This is a genomic window from Vibrio sp. AK197, from assembly GCF_053903115.1.
The window spans coordinates 1,332,376-1,352,274 of sequence record NZ_CP096429.1 but is presented as its reverse complement, the minus strand read 5'-3'; the positions used below and the strand labels follow the sequence as shown (position 1 = coordinate 1,352,274).

Genomic DNA, 19,899 nt, shown 5'->3' with positions numbered 1-19,899 from the left:
CAATGCCCATCGTTCATCGTAATATTCCCAGTTTAAGTAGTCTGATTACCTTTGAGTCTGCTGCGCGCTTAGGCAACCTGACGCGCGCTGCGGATGAACTGTGTGTTTCCCCGACAGCGGCGAGTAAACAGATAAAAAAGTTGGAAGAATTTTTGAATACTCAGCTGTTTATACGCAGCAAGCAGGGCGTAACGCTCACGGCAAAGGGAGAAGAGTACCTAGGTTATGTGACTGAGGCGCTTGAACTGCTCTCAGCGACCAGTAGCAAAATGGACGATAGCCATGATGTTGTTCCTTTGAATGTCGAGATTGGCAGTTGTTTTTCCCACTTTTGGCTGTTGCCTCGCCTTGATGATTTTCGTAACCGTCATCCTGATATTCTGCTTAATTTAGTAACCAACAATGAACGCCATGTGGGGGATAACAGTGATTATGACGTGGCTTTCTTTTATTCCTCAATGGATTCAGTGAATAAGAATAACCATTTGATGTTTGCTGAACGGATAGTCTTAGTGTGCAGCCCGGCCTTTGAGAAAAAGTACCCTCACTGCTCGGATGTTAATCAGTTATGGCAATTACCGATTTTACAATTGAAAGAACCGTTGTCATTTTGGGAAGGATGGGAAACATGGGCGACATTATATGGTGTTGAACTGCAAACGCCCGAGAACGTCATTCAAGTCGAAGACCAAGTGTCAGTGATTCATGCGGCAGTGAACGATGCAGGGATCGCTTTAGCTTGGGATTGGCAAGTGAGAGACTTACTGGAAAGCGGCCAGTTAGTGGCGATTACTGAGCCTGTCGATTTCAATAAAAATGCGTTTTTCTTGTCTATCTCTGAGCAGAGCCAACACCCAGCGTCTCAGTTATTTGTTGACTGGGTGATTGGTGCAGAGCGCCGTTTTACTCACGGCGTTTGAGTTCAACTCATCAACTGCTGTTTGAAGAACGAAAGGGTACGCTGCCAAGCCAGTTCAGCTTCTTTTTCAGCGTAGCGTGCGGTTGAATCGTTATGAAAACCGTGGTTTACCTCGGGATAGGTGTAGGCGATATAATTCACTTTGTTGGCTTTTAACGTATCTTCATAATCTGGCCAAGTGCTGTTGACTCGCTTATCTAAACCCGCAAATTGCAGCATCAGTGGGCCTTTGACATTATCACGCAGTGATTCTGCCGCTGGTGTGCCATAAAAAGGGACGCCGGCATTGAGTTGGTCAGGTAGTTTTGCCGCGAGCATATTGACGATATAACCGCCAAAGCAAAACCCGACAGCCCCTAACTTTCCGTTACCACTTGGGTGGTTTTTCAAATACATCGCAGCTGCGACAAAATCGGCCTCGATTTTGGCTCGCTCTAAGTCTTTTTGCATCGCTCGGCCTTGATCATCGTTCCCGGGATAGCCACCAACCGGGTATAACGCATCGGGGGCAAATGCGATAAATCCTTGTTTGGCAACGCGTCGGGCGACATCTTTGATGTAAGGATTAAGCCCACGATTTTCATGAATGACTAGGACAACAGGTGCCGGCTGAGTCATTTTTTTTGGCATCACGAGATAGCCTTGCCCTTCACCATGCCCATCTGGCGAAGCGAATTTTTGGTAGGTCGCGTTGATGTCTGGGTCATTAAAAGAGACTTGTTCGGCTTGTGCATAGTTAGGGAGTAACGCGGAAGATATGGCGGTAACACTGAATCCGAGGACGGCTAACCCTGCCAGGCGGCTCAAAAACTCTCGGCGGTCAATCAAGCCGTGGGCATATTCGTCGTACCAATCAAAGGCCTCTTGGGGAATATCATTTAAGTTTGGTGTGGCCGGGGTTTGAGGTGTTTTTTCTTGCATTCACAACTCCTTGTGCTGAATTTTTCACTCTGCCTTAGAAACCGTAGCTCAAATTGCTGAGAATGCGATTTATCGCGATTTTGAAGATGTAAATGAGTTTGTCTCGGGATAAAAAAACATCAGTCCAGTGGCCGTTTTGGACTCGAGTTAACGTCTTGACTTAAAGAACGGTGAATGAGTGTCCAATAGTGAGAAATATTACCGCTGGTTTGCACAATTTCGACTACTCTCGAAGAAGACACGTGTACTAGCGTGCGATGACAAAGTGAGGAGTGAATTCATGCAATTGAGTTTAAAGAGGAAAATGGTTTTCTCTGTGGTTATCGCGATTGCACTGACGGCGGCTATTTTGGTCGCTGCCGGGTATCAAGCGTTTAAGCAAGAGAGCTGGCTTGCGATTGAAAGCGAAAGTCGCAATACATTGATGGCCCATGCAAAAGGCATCGGCGATTGGATGTACACCAAACAACAATCAATCAAAGGACTAAAACAAGAAATAGAGCAAGATCCTGAGCTTAATATCGTCCCCCATTTAAGACAAACTTTTCAGTCGGGCTCATTTGGGCTGAGTTATTATGGTAACGAAAAGGGAGAGATGTACCGCCAAGACCCATCGTTAAATAAAGCGGGTTACGATCCGCGAGTCCGCGGTTGGTATAAGCAAGCAAAAGCAGCGGGAGAAGCCATTACCACTGACCCTTATGTCAGTGTCACCATGCAAACTCTGGTCGTGACGCTGGCTGACCCTGTGTTTGTTGATGGCCAGTTTACTGGGGTTGCGGCTTCAAACTTGGCGTTGGATAAACTGATCAAAGATGTCCTAGCGATTAAAGTTCCCGGTAAAGGCTACGCGATTTTGGTGAACCAAAAGGGCACGATTGTGGCTCACCCCAATAAGGAATTAAATCTTAAAACCACGGAAGAGATGGCGCCCGATCTCACTATTACTCGCTTAAATCAAACCGCCAAATCCCTTTCACCGTTGGAAACCGAAATTGAGGGTAAAGATAAGGTTTTGATGGCGCAAAGTATCGACAATACTGACTGGATGCTGGTGATGGTGATGGACAAATCGGTATTGGAACAACCGATTCATCAACTTTTGATTACCCAAGCTTCGATAGGGCTGGTGATTCTGGTAATGATGGCCTTGCTTACGGCATGGTTTGTCGCGCGTCAACTACGTGAACTTGGCAATATTGCAAATGCCCTTGCTGACATTGCAGAAGGGGATGGGGATTTAACCCGTCGTCTTAGTGTTCGCAGCCAAGATGAAGTGGGTATGCTCGCCGATAAATTCAACAAGTTCATTGACCGTTTACACGTGATGGTCAAAAACGTTCAAGAAGTGACCGTATCACTGAATGGTCGTGCTAATGATGCGGCATCCGCCGCCAAAGAGCGTAGTGAACGAATTGGTCAGCAGCAAGATGAGATCACCATGGTAGCAACCGCAGTCACCGAGATGGCATCAGCTACATCGGAAATTGCTGGTAATGCAGAAAATACAGCGAAGAATGCCAATCAGTCGGTTGAGTTGGGAGCTCAAGGCTACCAGCAAATGCAGCAAAGTAAGAGCTCTATTGATCAATTGGCTAAAGAGCTGAGTAACGCGGTAAGCATTATTGGTGAGTTAGAGGTCCACGCTAATGACATCTCGACCATCCTGTCGACGATTCGTGATATTGCTGAACAAACCAACTTACTGGCTCTCAATGCTGCGATCGAAGCAGCTCGAGCAGGCGATCAAGGCCGTGGCTTTGCCGTTGTCGCTGATGAAGTGCGGGTGCTATCACAACGTACTCATGCTTCGACAGAAGAAATTCAGACCAAGATTTCTGGGTTGCAAACGGTAACAGGAAACGCAGTCACGGTGATGACGGAAAGCCATCAGTTGGTTGAAACCAGTGTGGAAGATGTCAATCAAACGGCTGAAAGCCTTAACCGTATCAGTGAAGCGATCAAACAAATCAGCGATATGGCGACGCAAATTGCCTCGGCCGCTGAAGAGCAATCACTGGTTACGTCGGATATCAGCAACAACAGTGAATCCGTGCGTGAAGTGAGTGATCATCTTGCCCACGATGCTGAGAGCGCAGTTCAGCAAGCTCAAGAGCTCCATCGATTGGCCAATGAGTTAGGCAAAGAGATCGCTCGATTTAAACTGTAATCGTCAGATTTAACGAATAATCCCCGCCATTGTGTGGGGATTATTTTTTAGAGCGTTTTACCTATTTACATTAGGTTATGGAATCTTATTCTTATTATTTATGAGTATTAAATATATTATTATTAATAGATAAATTGATAGTTTTGTTTATTATTTGATCAGTTTTGAAAACTTATATTTATATATTATCTATATTTTTTATTTAATATTTATTCGTTTTAATCGTATAGAGGCCGAAATACGACGTATCCTTAATCAAATTCGCCATTTTTCAATTCATTTCTATTATTCTCTATTTTAGGTATTGCTAAAGTTATGAATACAGTGAACTTTTTATGTAGACTCGTATAAATAGCTCGACTAGACTAAAATCGATTTTTTCTAATAAAAACCAACTAAAAATAATTGAGAAAGACTACAGTAGAGGCCTCTATGCACTTCTCTTTAAAAAACTTGTCTATTCGAACGCAAGTCTTAGTACCAGTGCTATTTACCGCTCTGGTTTTATTAATATCTTTATGGATGACGAAAAATAGCTTAGAAGATGAACAAAAGGTGATGTCAAAAAACACCAGTGAACTTATTTTCTACAAAGATACGATTGCTGATGTCGTGAGCAAAGTTTTCCCACTTCGTATCAGTGCGGTTTACGCGATATATGATTCGAGTCGTCGAGATACGTTTGCTACACAACTCACCTCTGGCATGGCTGACATGCAACAAGACCTTAAAGCGATTGCGGAAAAGGGCTTATTCAAAGATGAGATCAAACGTGTGAACGATACGATCAATCTGTATATCGATTTTTCCCATCGTTCCATTGATTTATTTAATCGTGCTGACCAAGGTCTGGTCTCGTCTTCAGAGCGTAATCAATTTATTACTGGTTACCGAAATGCCGGCAATGACATGGTGGCGGCGATCAATAACTTGTCACTTAAAGTGAATGAGAACGTTGAACAGGCGATCAAACGCAGTACCGAGCACAGTAAAGAAGTGACAACAGTGGCCACATTATGTGTGCTCGCCGTTTTGGTCATCTCTTTAATGGTTGGATGGTTTTTATCAGGCCTGATTGTTGAACCGATTAAGCAGCTGCAAAATGTCATGAAAGAGGTGGCTCGAGGCAACCTTTCAATACGCTCGAAAGTGTCGGGTGACAGTGAAATTGGTTTGCTTAGTCGTGATGTGAATACGACGGTTGAACAATTGCATACCACTGTGGAGTCTTTAACTCGAATCAGTGAAGATGTCGCGGCGGCGGCTACAGAGCTTGCCGCAGTGATGACTCAATCCGAGCAAAACGCCCAACAAGAACGCGCTGAGATTGAGCAAGTGGCGTCGGCGGTTAACGAGTTGGCCAGTACGGCGCACAACGTTAGCGATAACGCCTCCATTGCCGATAGTACCGCTCGTGAAGCGGATCAGTTAGCGCAATCAGGATTATCTATCTTTGAAGAAAGCCATCAGGCGAGCGAGCAAGTCAACAATGCACTTGCAAAGGCCGCTGACGTCGTAATGCAGCTTAAAAATCAATCTGAGCAAATTAATGATGTCGTGGAAGTGATTCGCGGCGTATCAGAGCAAACAAACTTGCTGGCTTTGAATGCGGCGATCGAAGCGGCGCGTGCAGGTGAGTCAGGGCGAGGATTCGCGGTTGTCGCTGATGAAGTGAGAATGCTGGCTGCGAGAACGCAAGACTCGACAGTCGAAATCCAAACCATTATTGAGCAGTTGCAAACTCAATCTGGCCTCGCTAACGAGAGTATGCAGCAAAGTTTGGATATGCTGGCGAAAAATAATCAGCTTACTCAACAAGCCAACGATGCTCTGCAGGGGATTACGGGGGCAGTGATGAGTATCAATGACGCCAACGCGCAAGTTGCGACTGCTGCGGAAGAGCAGTCACAGGTGACGGCTGACATCAACCGCAACGTTGTCAATATGTCGGAATTGGTTAGCCAAAATGTCGCGGGTATCAGCCAAAGCGCAGCATCAAGTGCTGAACTTTCAAAATTGGCTGAGCAACAAAAGGCGCAACTGGCGTTTTTCCAAGTCTAATGCTTTAACACAAATTGTGCTGACCAAAGAACTTGGATGCCCGTTACAATTTCACAAAGCCCACACGATGTGGGCTTTTTTATGTGTAAAATTAAGTTTATGGATTGTTGATAGGTTTCAGGCAGATACTCATGAATAAGTTTACTCGTCATTGGCTGACGTTGCCTTTGCTGGTGTTGCCAATTTCTGCAGCGGCAAAAATAGACACGACGCCAGTTGTTGGCGGCGTATTTAATGCCAGTGAAGTACTTAAAAATCAGATTGTTTCGGGTTTAACTTACTCTACGCGATTTGCAAGGGATATGACGCTATTTACGATTGGCGGCATGACTCTGGATGCATTTATCCTTACTTTACCCTTAGACTCAGCGACGAAAAAACGCGTCATTACGCAACTTTCCAATCCTGATTATGCCATTCCTTTAGGGTACTTCTTGTATCAATATTATGAGCGATACACAGGCGTTAGCGATGAGGATGAATTCAAACGTTATGTGTTATCGGTTTATGATAAGCAGGCCGTCATCCCTTTTCAGCACTCTCTGTTTCAACTTCAAGAAGGTGAGCAGACGCCACCTCATCAAGCCGATCATAAAGATCAAGGCCACCAGCCGGGCATTGAACTGAACCAAGAATTTTATGCAGCGATGGTCACGATTTACGATGCACTGGTTGAGATTGGAGACTGGCAACAGCAAAACACGCTGCCTGATCGTTATCAATACTTATCACACTCACCACAAGACCAAGCGCTGATTAAAAAAATTCAACCGATTGTTGTCGGAGTACTTCAACAGCTCTCACAGGGAATGGAAGCGGGAGAGATGAAACATGCGCTGCAAGGCATTATTGCCGACAATGATGAATCACAAATGGACAAGGTCAACAATCGTGCTGAGGCGATCACCATTACACTCATCGATTTTGTACGTTTAAATGTGCTCAAAGCCTATCGTCAGTTTGTTTATCAAGATGAGCGTCAGCAGAAGGTGGCAAACTGGCTGGATGAACACATCCAAACGCAACCCCAGGCGGTTATCGATTTTTTACGCGCTCGTCAGCATCGCCGTTTAGCAGTGCAAATTACCGTAGATGGACTTCAACAAGGCCTCGTTGAAGGGCTCGTCACCCCCAATTCTCGGTTTATTGGCCAGGTATATCAGCGTTATCAGCAGCGCCAGCAACTCACGCCAAGTACGAGTTATCAAACGCCAGAGCATCAGCCAAGTATGCGTTTTGCTCAAATTCTTGCTCAGCAGCCATATCGCGACCCGTATTACTTGCCGTTTTTCAAACGTTTGTACGCTGAGCATCGACCGTCGATTGCAGAGGTGGGCATATCATCCACGCCCACCATTAGCGTACGTAACTTACCGATTATAAAAACGGGAGCGAAGGTATCCGGGCAGGGCGGTACCGGTATTCCTAATTTTCACTTTGTCGATCGAAAGCAAGATCGAGCCTATTACTTCTACGGCAATGATGCGTTGCAACTGGACCGGTTGATGAATGAACATGGTGCAAAGACCATGTTTGACCGCCTCAACTACCTCAATACCATGAACTGTAATGCGCAATATGATTGGAACGCGCATGTGAGCTTTGACAGTTTGGTCAACCTCGGCGCAGGTGAAAGCCTGCGCGACTTTGGTGAAAAGCGTTGTGTCAAAGAATTAAACTGGCGAGCGCGAGTCGAGACTCGGCTCACTGAAATGCGTGCTGCGCTGATTCGCCAAATTGAAGGCTATCAGCAACTGCCATTTTGGGCGATCGTGACACGTTATACCCAACAATGGAAAATCGAAGATAACCTTGAGCGCTATGCGGCGCTTGAACATCAAGGCATGCCGGATTATCTACTCGTATACAACCCGTGGCCGGATCATTTTGCCCACTTTGTTGGTCCGTTCAGTGATGAAATTATCATGCCCAGTGGCGAGTTGAATCGACTCGATTTTTGGATTCGCCAGCTAGAGTCCGCTTATCACAGTGCTGGTGTTTACGGGCAAACCTTATGGGGCATGGCGGGTGATCATGGCTTGGCCCCCGTTTATTACACCTTAAATCCTGAGAAGGTGGTGTTTGACTCCTTGCAAGACACACTCGATTATCCGCTGGTGGTGAAAAAGATCTCCTCAGACGAAGGGGAAGGTCCAAAGCTGACGAATGCGTTGAATTATCCAAGTAATAAAGAGGTGGATGTGGTTGTTGCCTCTACCGCTGGCGGGAACTTTATGCTCGATTTCTTTAACGCCAAAGCGGGCTGGCAAGCCCAGCCAAACTATCAAGAGTTGGTCAATTGGGAACCATATCATAGTCAGGGCAAAGGGTTGAATATTATTGATTACACCCTAAATCAACTCAAAGATACGCTCGACTATTTGGTGGTTCGCGATGGTGAATGTAGTGCCAAGCAGTGCCGAATTCGATTAGTCGCAACTCGGAATGGACAGCGGGTTGATGAATGGATTGAGCGCCAAGGCGACCGCTATTTCTATCAGCCCTATTCGACTGAGGCGTCGCTACTGGGGATTGAAACCTTAAACCCTTACCGCCAAGCGCCTACGTTATCACAGCGCTCTGAATGGCGAGCGCTACGCCATCATTGTTTACATCCGGATGAGGTGAAAGATAGCGATACGTGGTGCAACGCTGCCGAGTGGCGGGAAGTGAGTCGCTTGAGCCTGCGTCCTGATGCTATTGCACAATTAGCGGCATTGTATGAAGAGCCTCGAGCAGGCACGGTTAACTTATTTCCTCGTCAAGGTATTGGTTATAACACGAAGGTACCGGGAAGACACGCGGGTGAAAGTTACCTTGAGAAAGACGCATTTCTTGGTTTTTGGGGCGCGCAAGTTGGACGCGGTGCCGATCCTTTGTTGATTGAAGAAAACGGTTCCTTAGCACCGACGTTATACGAATATCTTACTGGAAATCCTGTTCAAGTGGGTCAAGATGGATGGGGGTACCCATCATTACTCAATCGACTGGATATTAAAACCCACTAATGATTTTGGTGATTAAAGTGATCGTGGCGAATAAAATGATCGATCTGGTCTGCGACATCATGACGATAGATAAGGCTGGTATGGGTATTGCGAGTTTTAATATGATCGGTCATCCCTTCGATTTGGGTTTCTTTAACGGTGACGGTACCATCTGATATCAAGCCACGACCAAGCAGTAGTGGGCGCAAACCAATCGGCAGCGTGCCAGCGATACTGCCGAGTTTTTGCGGATGCTGCCACTGGTCTTGATGGTAGTTAAGACCAAATTGTGGTGAATTTCCCAAAATGACACCAAGGCCAATTTTCTTCAGCTGTTCGGCGATGGATGAGCCTGTCAGTGGAGAACCGATCGCGACCACATGAGAAATCGTCTCGCTTGACGGGCGACGAGCGGCTAAGTAGTGCTTAATCATTAAGCCGCCTAAGCTGTGACCCACTAAAATATTGGGTTGATGGTCACTAAGTGCAGTATCAATGGCGTTAAATACACGTTGGCTGTTGATGGCGACGGTATTGTAGCTAATAACCTGAGTTTGGTAGCCCATTTTGCGCAGCCTTTGACTCAAGGGCCTCATAACCACGCCATGCATATACAGCCCATGCACAATGATGATATTCATTTGCTTACGCTCATCTCAAAAAGAAGATAACTATAACCAAAAATCGTCAGGCGCGCCAAACGAAGCCGCGATTAACTTTAGAGCCAAAAGAGCGACTTAGCGTATTTCGTGCGTATTTAGGGGCTTGTTGTTACTTTTGTTTTTGTTGCTTCATCCACTAAATAAAGAATCGATTGATAACAAATACCGCTATGATGCGAAAGGCCCAGTTCGCAGGTTAAACTGTTGCTAAATCCGCGAGTGACTTGCTTTGGGATTTGGTGTTTAAGCGGTGAAAGCGCCGCGGCATTCAGTTCTGGTGTTATCAATCCTTTATCGCCTGCCCAGCCACAACAGGTGATATGCTCGGGAATAATCACCTCTTGAGCACAGCGTTTTGCCAGTGCAAGCATGCTGGTTTCTAACCCCATCTTCTGGCTGCTACAAGTCACATGTAGCATCACGGTTTCTTCAATTGGCTCAATGTCCAAAAGAGGGAGTAAGTACTCACACGTAAATTGGGTCGGCTCATAAATTTTCATCGATTTAGAAAACTGTTCGAGGCTGTGTTTCACACATGGACTGGTGTCGATCAGCACCGGATATTCACCTTGGCGACTCGCTTGCCACAACGCTTTTTGTAACTGCTGGGCTTTGTCGCTGGCTAAGTCCTGCTTGCCTTTACTATCAAAGGGCATGCCGCAACAAAGTTGGTCAACATCGCGTGGAATAATCACATCGAACCCCGCTTTTTTTAGTACAGAGAGGGTGACTTCGGTTAACGATCGCGTGTCTTTTTGCTGGCGATGATTTCCCATCACACGGCTGCTGCACGAGGGCATATACACCACTTTCCGATGAGTGGAATTGGCAGGGGTTTCAGGTTCACTGACCAGAGCAAAGTGATTGCCCTTCGGTAAGTCAGCGAACCAGATAGGGGTTTGGTCCTGAGTACGTTTACGAAGCGCTAAGCTCCACTTGTACAGCGTTTGATCGGAGCCCCATTTGTTGATTTGATACTGCGTACTCAAGCCTATCTTCGCCAACCGAGTAACCGCTGAGAAATGTTTGGCGCTCCAACGCGCAATTACGCCATTTTTCGGCGCAGTTTGAGCACGCAGTTGTTTGATTAAATCACCGGTATTGATGTTTACTGGGCAGCGCTCGGCACATAATCCAGTTGCTGCGCAAGTATCGATACCTTGATATTGAAACAGTGCATCGAGATCTTGAACGCTTTGTTGCATGTGCACACGATGCTGGCGCTCGCGGTGCAGAACAATACGCTGACGAGGCGACAAGCTGAGTGTCCGCGAGGGACACACGGGTTCACAAAAACCGCATTCAATGCAGGCATCTATCAGCGGGTTGGCGGGGGGAATGGGTTTTAAGTGTTTTAGGTGACACGTTGGGTCGGCGTTTATCAATACTCCAGGGTTAAGAATCCCCTTGGGATCGAACAGCGTTTTGATTTTTTGCATCAAGGCGTAACCTTGAGGCCCCCACTCCAGCTCGACATAAGGTGCCATATTGCGCCCAGTACCATGCTCGGCTTTAAGCGACCCTTGGTATTTGACGGCGACTAATTGGCTTAGGTCTGTCATAAATGCATTGTAGCGCTCGACTTCAGACGCCAAGGCAAAACTCTGCGTAAACACAAAATGCAAGTTTCCATCCAATGCATGACCAAAAATGATTGCCTCATCGTAGCCATGTTGAGTGAGCAGTTGCTGAAGCTCGCGCGTGCCTTGCGCCAGTTTGTCGACCGGAAAAGCGACATCTTCGATGATCACCGTGGTGCCTGTGTCTCGCACTGCGCCGACCGCTGGGAATAAGCCTTTGCGAATATTCCATAAATGTTGAATGACGTCAGCATCTTGGGTAAAGGGCACTGAGGCTTTAAGTTCAAAGGCCTGTAATGCTTTGGTTACCTTGTCACAGTGTTGAGTGAGTTCATCACAATTGCTACCTTGCACATCGATAAGTAAAGCGCAGGCATCGATATCCAGTGAGGCGATAAACTCTGGCATATTCGGTTGATGGGCAATCGAACGCAGTGATCGACCGTCCATTAATTCAACCGCAGAAATCGGGGTCGAAGCGAGCGCGGTCACGGCTTGGCTCGCGGTTTCAATATCGTTAAATACCATCAGGCTCGTCGCTTTGTGCGGACAGTCTTCGATAGTGTTATAGGTGATCTCTGCAATAAACCCGAGCGTGCCCTCAGAGCCGACCATCAAATGCTCGATCACTTCAATTGGGGTTTGGTAGTCAACTAAGGCGTTCAGCGCGTAGCCTGTGGTATTTTTAAGGCGATATTTATGAAAAATACGCTGGCACAGCTCTGGATCGTCCAAGGTCTCATCACAAAGCGTTTCAAGTTGCTCGATAAAGTGTGGATGTTGCTGCTTGAAGTCGAGAATACTCTCGCTATCTCCAGTATCCAGTAAACTGCCATCACTGAATACGATTTTCATGCTCTCTACGGTCTTATACGTGTTATGTGCCGTCCCACAACACATGCCGCTAGCATTATTGGCAGCAATTCCGCCAATCTTGCAACTGTTGATCGAAGCCGGATCTGGGCCTATTTTCCGCTGATAAGGCGCTAAATAGCGATTGGCATCAGCACCGATGACACCCGGCTGTAAGCGTATTTTACGGCCTTGTTCCAGAACACGGTGTTCTCGCCAATCGTCAGTGAGCGTTATAAGAACCGAGTCGGAGATTGCTTGCCCTGACAAACTGGTTCCTGCCGCGCGAAAGGTAACCGCGACGTTAAGTTGGTGGCATGATTTCAAGCAAAATATGACTTCCTGAATGTTTTTTAGCCGTACGACCATTTTAGGGATCAAACGATAAAAACTGGCGTCGGTCCCGTAAGCAAGGCATAAATCAGGGTTGGTAATGATGCGAGAGGGAGCGATGACACTGAGTAATTGTTGGTGAAGCTGTTGGTAAGGACGGGGGGCTTCATGATGCGACATTGTGGTTTCCTTATCGTCCGTCGCCATTATCAGGATGTTGGCGTACGGCAGCTAGGTATTTGGTTTCACTTAATATTAGTCTTAGCACATCGACAAAAGAGTGAAGGTCAAGCTCACGAACTTGTGATGTGTCTCCATGCTTAGCTCAAGAGATCAAGAATAGTGCTCGCTTTTACGCTAACAGTGGTCAGTCAATCGTGTAAGCGGCAAAATTTATCGAACCAGTGTGTGAATAACAGGTGGTCGTCGGCCATTTGTCGAAAAGCCTAAGAAGAGAGCATGTTCGCTCAGCGTTTGTTTTTTGATGTTGGAATCAGATTGGCTTTTTTATGCCTTGTTGATTGTCGCCATTTTTTATGCACTTAGAATTTATGCTTTGACTGAGAACGCATCTTAAACTTGCTATGAGTGAGTTGGGGCATTTAATTGAATTTGCAGTGGGAGAGCAGGGTGCCAAAATACATTGGATTGATCGTATCGTTAATCAGTGGTAGCGCGGCTGCCGAATCACTCAATGTGCTTCTTTATCACCATGTGGCGGATGACACGCCATTTTCCACCTCGACCACGGTGGCTGATTTTACCGCTCAGCTTGATGATTTTGTCGAGAAGGGCTATCAAATCGTCAATCTAGAACAGGCGGTTGCGAATATCCGCGCAGGAAAACCGTTAGCCCAAAAAAGCCTGGCTCTGACGTTTGATGATGGCTTTTCTTCCGTATGTAACAATGCCTATCCCGAGCTTAAAAAACGCGGTATGCCGTTTACTGTCTTTGTGACGACTGACCCGATCGATCATCATTACCCAAGTTATTGCACCTGGTCGCAACTAAAAGAGATGGCACAAAATGGTGCGACCATTGCGAATCATACCCGCGATCACGCGCATTTGGTGCGTGGTGCGTTGGGTGAAGTACCTTGGCTAACACGGGCGCAAGATAATATTTCTCAAGCTCAGCAACGAATTGAAAACAAAATTGGTCAGACGTCGACGCTGTTTGCTTACCCTTATGGAGAATATAATAACACCTTAAAACAGTGGCTTGATGAGCAAGGGTATATTGCTTTTGGTCAGCAATCTGGCTCGATAGGTACTACCAGTGATTGGCAAGCACTACCTCGGTTTAATGCCGCTGGGCATTACGCAACGCCAAAAGCGCTTAAACTCAAAATTACGGCCTCTCCGCTCCCCGTTGATTACCAGCAATTGCCAGATCCTTTAACGCAAAATACGCAACCAGACTTATTGGTCAAAGTGTTGCCTTCTAAGCGTGTTTATTACCCTCATTTACAATGTTTTCTTAATGGTCAGGCAATTGATGTGGTTTGGAACTCAGCACAAACTCAGTTCTCAGCAACACCGCCTAAGCCGCTTACCCAAGGACGGCATCGTTTAAATTGCACGGCGCCGCACCGTCAAGGGATGCCATATTACTGGCTATCTCAGCAATGGATTGTAGTGCCTGAGGCACTTGAAGGTAATAAACCAACACCAACGGGTTAATCGGTTTTCCTTCGTTGACGGAATGTTTTCAGCCACCGATCGGTGGCTTTTTTATTGGTAAGTGATTCCACGGCGAAATATGACAGCGTGCAGGCAGTTTGTTAAGGTCTTAATAAATAACAAGCGGGCAAAAAGGTGTTTGATCCCGCCAACAACAAAGCGAGAATGGAATGAGAAGAATTGGCATATTGGCTGTTGGAGAGCTCACTGAAAAAATCATTATCGGTATTTTTAATCACAATCCGATGGCACGTATTTATCTATCGCCAAGAAACTTTGTTAAAGCTCAAAGCCTTGCGAGCCAGTATCCTTGTGAAATCATGCCAGACAACCAAGCGGTCGTGGATAAATCGGATGTGGTGATCATTGGTGTGCGCCCAGAGTCGGTGGCGACGCTCGCGTCGGAAGTCACCTTGCAGCCTGAGCAAACGTTGGTATCGTTAGTTGCCGGTATGCCGATCTCTAAAATTCAGACTCTGTTTTCCCACTCGCAGTGCATTCGAGCGATGTTGACCTATGCCGCAGAGCACAACAGTACAACCGTGGTGGTGGCGCCAAGAAATGACGATGTGGAAGCACTGTTTGCGCCGCTAGGCGAGTTGGTTTCTTTGCAAACCGAGGCAGAGTTTGAATTGGCTACTGTTAGTATGTGTATGAATGGTTGGTATTATTTCCTCGCCAATGAAATGCAGCAGTGGCTTGAGAGCAACGGCTTAAAGCCTGAGCACGCACGTGCTCTGGTTGTCGGTAATCTGCGTGATTGCGCCGCCTACGCTACGCAAAATGCGCCGCATTCGTTGAAATCGCTTGGTGAGTCCATCGCGACCTCGGGAACGTATACTGACCAAGGGAGGATAATGCTTGAACAATCGGGAGCGTTTGAGGCGTGGAAGCAGGCCAGTGAGCGTATTTTAAGCCAGCTCAAAGCACAAAAATAGCGGTTCAAATGACGAAAAGGCGAGTCTCTGACTCGCCTTTTTTACTGTGGAAAGGGCAATTGTTAGCTTAAAAGCTGGTGTTGATGCCGAAAGGTTAAAGATTCTCGGGAAAATCTTTGGGCAATTCACTGGCTGGGCAGTTGATGACCTCTTCGTTATTTTGGCCACAATCTCGTACAAAGGTAATGGTGGCAAATTCATCAATCACTTCTGTTGGGTACGCTGGGCCCGCATCGCGATAAGCTTGCATTTGAGGAATAAAGTCATTTTGGAAACATACCGTTTTTTCTGGGTTGTTGATTATCCAGCGTGGGAAGAAAATGGTGCCGTGGAACACCTTATCCGCTAAGTTAATGATTAAGCTCACATCGGTACCGGTTGGCTCTGTCCAAGAAATTTTATACACATCGCTGGCCACGCGAACTAAAAACATGTCTTGATGTTTTACCCAGCGGTTACCGACAATCCCGCTGTGGATACGATAATCCATCGTATGGTCATTTTTGACGTAGATTTCATAATTCCAGCCATTGTCGTATGTGTAGACTAGGTGTTTGCCAACAATCCCGCTCAAATCAGTTTTATCAAACATAGTGGACCCCTTATTCTTGTCAGTTTTTCGTCTGCGTTTGTTTTCGAACTGTATTTACTTTACCTCGATATTTTTTATATAAAAGTCGCTATTTTTGATGTTAAATATAAAAATATTTAATGTTATTGGAGGCGGGATGTTATCGACAACGCTTGAACAGTGGCAATTGCTGCGCACGGTGATTGAAGAAGGCAGCATTGCCAAAGCAGCCAAGAAATCGTTTCGCAGCCAGCCTGCAATCAGTTATCAATTAAATCAGCTCCAGCAACGGCTAGGGATCGAGGTGCTCGAGTTACAAGGCCGTAAACTGGTACTTACCCTCGCAGGTAAGCAATTACTCGACCAAGCCTGCTTGCTACTTGATGGGTGGCAAGACCTCGAATCAAAAGCGATGTCATTGCAAAAAGGGGAGCGGGCTGTGATTAACTTAGTCGTCGATAGCTTGTTTTCGAAGTCACGTCTATTTGAGGCGTTGAAGCGCTTTAATCAGGAACACCCCAATACGCATATTCACTTAAAAGAAACGGTGCGTGATGAAGGGCATATTTTACTGAGCCAGAATGAAGATGATGTGTATGTCATCAGCCTAAAAGATCAGCGGGAGGGCGAGCGAATTCCGGTTGCTGAAGTGACATTTATGCTGGTAGCGCACCATCAGCATCCTATTTTTGAGGTGTCAGAGGCGCTTCGAGAGAGTCAGCTGAAACGTTTTCCAATGATCCAAGTGGTGGATCGCTACCATCAACAAACGGCAAACCAGCGTCAGTATCAAGAATCATGGTTTTTTACCTCTTTGCCGTCAGCGATCGATGCAGTGGTGAACAATTTAGGTTGCGGCTGGTTGCCACAAAGTGAAATTGAATCTCATCTTGCTGACGGCACGTTGAAAGTCATTAGTCGAGAACCCCGCTTTACTCGGGCAACATCACTCTACTTAATTAAAAGTGAACAGGTTCGCTACGATATCTGCGTTCAGGCTTTAGCGGATGCTTTACAATTTCCTGAAGTATAAGGGTTTAAAATTAATTCGGCTTTTTGATAAAGTGGAATGATTCATCGATTTAGGAGTACTAGAATGACAAAGAAACTCGCATCGACACGCCGATTGCTCCAAGGATTGGTGATTGGGTTAGGTGTGCTACTGAGTGGCTGTACTCAAAGTGATTGGCGAAATGCAAGCAGGGAACCGGCCGGTATTGCGCCTGATCCCAGTGTCGATAAGCAAGCTGTGATTGAGTTTTATGCCGCGGATGCATTCAGTTGGCGTGGATGGTTTGCAGTGCATACTTGGCTCGCTATCAAACCCGAAAATGCCGATGAATACACGGTTTATGAAGTCGTCGGCTGGCGAGTGGACCGCGGCCAACCCGCACTTCATCATTACACTACGCCAACCCCTGATCGCTACTGGTATGGTGCGAAACCAGAAAAAGTACTCTCGATTCAAGGCGACAAAGCGGCCAACTTGATACCGAAGGTTCAGAGTGTAATTGAAGAGTACCCATGGGCGAACGAATATACACTGTTCCCCGGGCCCAACAGTAATACATTCCCTGCTTGGGTCGGGCAACAAGTGCCAGAGCTTGGTTTAGACATGCCATTTCGTGCGATTGGGAGTGGCTACGCTGATTAACCATGAAGGCGGCATCATGTGCCGCCTTCATTTTTTCGTCAATCTTGCATTAACTCCGTGGTATTGGTATTGAGGTCGTTGGGGTTAACAACGGGCCAACCATCTTGCCAATCGACATGCAAAATACGCAGTTTTTGGGTGCCATTATCTGCTGTTTCATACGCATGGAATACCATGTAATCTTCACCATCAAAGCTATAGACGGCATTGTGCCCCAATCCTGCCCAGTCTTGATCGCCTTCTAGAACTAGTGAGCCGCCCCCTTCAAGCATCGACTTGCCGTTTTTATCGTAATAGGGGCCTTGCAACGTTTCACTGCGCCCGACCATCAACTTATATGTGCTGTTGGTGCCTTGACAGCAAAAATCAAATGATGCGAAAAGATAATAATAATCGCCTTTTTTGAAGATATAAGGTGCTTCAATCGGGTTGTAGGTGACACTAGGGCGTGTAGCTAGGTCATACCATTGGACAGGTTCTGCAAGACTTACGAGATCATCATTCAACTTAACCAGTTTCAACCCGCCCCAGAAAGAGCCAAAACTCATCCAAGGCTGACCTTTCTCGTCTTCAATAATCGCCGGATCGATTGCATTCCAATTGTCTTTATCAGGGTGCGATTGAATCACAATCCCTTGGTCTTGCCAGTGATAATTCGAGGCTTCGGGATTTAACGTCTCATTGGTCGTGACACCAATTGCTGACGTATTTTTTCCGAATGCAGAGACGGAGTAGTAAAGGTAGAACTTCCCGTCTTTTTGATAGATATCAGGCGCCCAGATATGACCGTCAAATTCAGGAGCGACAGAGCGAACCCATTTTGGTTCGCTGCTGAAAATTCGGTCAGCGTAATGCCAATGTTCTTTGTCTGTTGATGAGTACATGGTAATGCCAGGCCCGGTGCTGAATACGTAATAGGTTCCGTCTTCCCGAGCCATGACAGGGTCGTGCGCTTCAACTTGCGCAGCAGAAGCGGTGAATGTCATTAGTCCCAAACCAAATAGCAGCGCGAGTGATGCGTGTCGTCTTGTTGTCATTCTTAACCTTATGATTTTATTGGATTGCAAAGCCTTACAAAGCAACGAATATAGAAAACATGATGACGATTTACTCGGAGCGAACTCGATAAATTAAGCACAAACGATGACAGGATTATCAATGTCTCGTTTTGAGGACGAGTCACATAGATACAAAAGGACGGTGTGATGATTATCGAATAAACATAAAATAAACAAATGTTATTTCAACAATTACTAGTGCGTTATTCTGTCTTTAAAGGGCACTTTTGTTTGTTTTAAGTTAAATAAACTGATGTTGTGTTGGTTTTCTATCATTGCGGTTTGTTTTGTTATGAAAAGTCGAGTGAATTGGCTCGATATTTGTGTTTTAAATGAAAATTTAAATATTTAAATTCTTTTAAAAACATATATTTATGTTTTTTATTTGATGATATCTCGCAATTGACATTTAGTGTACGAATCTTCTCTGGTTTACTTTTGTTTTTAAGCGGCTACAATGCCGCCTCTTGTCTAAAAAAACATCATTATCAACGTTATTAAGAGAGAGTTATGCCATGCGTTTAGCGAACGTGATGGCGGCGTTAGCTTTTGTATTTTGGGGATTGACGCCGCTTTATTACCAGTTTCTCGCGCAGCCCGCTATGGATGAGCTATTGGCTTTGCGTATCATTGCTTCTGTACCTTTATGTGCGTTGGTTGCGCTGATATTGACACGAGTGAAGCCACGTCTTTCAGCGATTTTAGCTGACCTTCGTTCGCTGCTGTTTAGCGTGACTGGCGCAGTAATCATCAATGCGTCTTCGTACATTTTTATCTGGGCGGTGGTGAACCATCAAACGTCCGATGCCAGTTTAGGCTATTTTATCAGTCCTTTGCTGTTTGCCGTGATTGGCTTGATCATGACTCGTGATAGGCTATCTTCAGGCATGGTCGTGTCTTTACTGCTTGGTCTCGGTGGCGTGCTATTTTTGACCCTAGACTATGGGCATATTCCTTATGTTGCGTTAGGGCTAGCGGTGTTATTTATCTCCTACAGTTGGTGCAAAAAAAGCATCAGTTATGAGTGGCCGACGGCATTGTTGGTAGAAGCGTTAGCCATGCTGCCTATTGCGCTGGGTTATATGGTGTATAAATCGCAAACAGTGGGTAGCGAAGCGTTCAGTCACGGATACGCCGAATTGGCTCTGTACGTTGGCGCCGCGCCCGTGACGCTTCTCCCATTGCTGTTTTATTCGCTGGCTGTGCGACGTGCCAAAATGACCACCATTGGCGTGATGCAGTACATCGAACCGAGTCTGCAATTTTTGATTGCAACCTACGTGCTTGGGGAGGCGTTTTCAAACGTCAAAATGATAAGTTTTGGTATGATTTGGCTCGGGCTTGTCTTTATCATTGCTGAGCAGATGATTCGTCGTTATCCCGCTTTGTCTGCGTTAAACCTGTCAAGTTACGAATCGTCAGGTGCCCATCTTGGCTTACCGACCGTCGCGATGATGCGCGAACAGTCTGCGATGGTGAAACATTAATTGCTGTATCCAAATCAAAAGCG

The 19,899-nt window shown here is 46.1% G+C and carries 14 protein-coding genes; 9 read left to right on the top strand and 5 right to left on the bottom strand.

From position 1 onward, the window contains the following. Nucleotides 1-2: 2 nt before the first annotated feature. Nucleotides 3-920, top strand: coding sequence for a LysR substrate-binding domain-containing protein (locus M1D72_RS06175; RefSeq protein ID WP_390192035.1), 918 nt, complete (start codon nt 3-5; stop codon nt 918-920). A 2-nt stretch (nt 921-922) separates the two neighbouring features. On the opposite strand, the gene M1D72_RS06170 is transcribed toward M1D72_RS06175, so the two are convergent. After that, nucleotides 923-1,840 (bottom strand): dienelactone hydrolase family protein, encoded by a 918-nt coding sequence (locus M1D72_RS06170; RefSeq protein WP_456294934.1) that lies wholly within the window; start codon nt 1,838-1,840, stop codon nt 923-925. A 280-nt stretch (nt 1,841-2,120) separates the two neighbouring features. Here M1D72_RS06170 and M1D72_RS06165 point away from each other — a divergent pair, with 280 nt between their 5' ends. The 3 genes from M1D72_RS06165 to M1D72_RS06155 all read left to right on the top strand — a co-directional run bounded on the left by M1D72_RS06165 (nt 2,121) and on the right by M1D72_RS06155 (nt 9,079). Further along, nucleotides 2,121-4,010: a methyl-accepting chemotaxis protein gene (locus tag M1D72_RS06165; RefSeq protein ID WP_456294933.1), complete on the top strand. Its 1,890-nt coding sequence runs from the start codon at nt 2,121-2,123 to the stop codon at nt 4,008-4,010. A 432-nt stretch (nt 4,011-4,442) separates the two neighbouring features. Continuing rightward, nucleotides 4,443-6,071 (top strand): methyl-accepting chemotaxis protein, encoded by a 1,629-nt coding sequence (locus tag M1D72_RS06160; RefSeq protein ID WP_390192027.1) that lies wholly within the window; start codon nt 4,443-4,445, stop codon nt 6,069-6,071. Nucleotides 6,072-6,202: 131 nt separating this feature from the next. Beyond that, nucleotides 6,203-9,079 carry an alkaline phosphatase family protein gene (locus M1D72_RS06155; RefSeq protein WP_456294932.1) on the top strand — a complete coding sequence of 959 codons (2,877 nt, stop codon included), beginning with the start codon at nt 6,203-6,205 and terminating at the stop codon, nt 9,077-9,079. On the opposite strand, the gene M1D72_RS06150 is transcribed toward M1D72_RS06155, so the two are convergent. Together M1D72_RS06150 and M1D72_RS06145 are read right to left on the bottom strand one after the other, a co-directional pair. Further along, complete coding sequence (locus tag M1D72_RS06150; RefSeq protein WP_456294931.1) at nt 9,076-9,699, bottom strand: esterase/lipase family protein; 624 nt, start codon at nt 9,697-9,699, stop codon at nt 9,076-9,078. The two genes, M1D72_RS06155 and M1D72_RS06150, sit on opposite strands and share 4 nt — an antisense overlap. Before the next feature lie 116 nt (nt 9,700-9,815). Then, the gene (locus M1D72_RS06145) at nt 9,816-12,692 is read right to left on the bottom strand and encodes an FAD-binding and (Fe-S)-binding domain-containing protein (RefSeq protein WP_456294930.1); all 2,877 of its coding nucleotides are present in this window, start codon (nt 12,690-12,692) and stop codon (nt 9,816-9,818) included. A gap of 423 nt (nt 12,693-13,115) precedes the next feature. Here M1D72_RS06145 and M1D72_RS06140 point away from each other — a divergent pair, with 423 nt between their 5' ends. Further along, nucleotides 13,116-14,168 (top strand): polysaccharide deacetylase family protein, encoded by a 1,053-nt coding sequence (locus tag M1D72_RS06140; protein WP_456294929.1) that lies wholly within the window; start codon nt 13,116-13,118, stop codon nt 14,166-14,168. Nucleotides 14,169-14,338: 170 nt separating this feature from the next. After that, nucleotides 14,339-15,106 carry an NAD(P)-binding domain-containing protein gene (locus M1D72_RS06135; RefSeq protein ID WP_456294928.1) on the top strand — a complete coding sequence of 256 codons (768 nt, stop codon included), beginning with the start codon at nt 14,339-14,341 and terminating at the stop codon, nt 15,104-15,106. Nucleotides 15,107-15,200: 94 nt separating this feature from the next. Here the strand turns inward: M1D72_RS06135 and M1D72_RS06130 are convergent, their stop codons facing one another. Further along, nucleotides 15,201-15,698, bottom strand: coding sequence for a phenolic acid decarboxylase (locus M1D72_RS06130; protein WP_390192015.1), 498 nt, complete (start codon nt 15,696-15,698; stop codon nt 15,201-15,203). Nucleotides 15,699-15,834: 136 nt separating this feature from the next. On the opposite strand from M1D72_RS06130, the gene M1D72_RS06125 reads away from it, so the two are divergent. Further along, on the top strand, nt 15,835-16,710 hold the full coding sequence (locus M1D72_RS06125; RefSeq protein ID WP_456294927.1) for a LysR family transcriptional regulator: 876 nt from the start codon (nt 15,835-15,837) through the stop codon (nt 16,708-16,710). A gap of 63 nt (nt 16,711-16,773) precedes the next feature. Next, entirely contained in the window at nt 16,774-17,331 is a 558-nt protein-coding gene (locus tag M1D72_RS06120) for a DUF3750 domain-containing protein (protein ID WP_456294926.1), read from the top strand. Nucleotides 17,332-17,369: 38 nt separating this feature from the next. Here the strand turns inward: M1D72_RS06120 and M1D72_RS06115 are convergent, their stop codons facing one another. Further along, nucleotides 17,370-18,368, bottom strand: a complete 999-nt coding sequence (locus M1D72_RS06115) for a family 43 glycosylhydrolase (protein ID WP_456294925.1) — start codon at nt 18,366-18,368, stop codon at nt 17,370-17,372. A 536-nt stretch (nt 18,369-18,904) separates the two neighbouring features. Between M1D72_RS06115 and rarD the strand changes: the two genes are divergently transcribed. After that, on the top strand, nt 18,905-19,876 hold the full coding sequence (gene rarD / locus M1D72_RS06110) for an EamA family transporter RarD (RefSeq protein ID WP_456294924.1): 972 nt from the start codon (nt 18,905-18,907) through the stop codon (nt 19,874-19,876). Nucleotides 19,877-19,899: the final 23 nt, after the last annotated feature.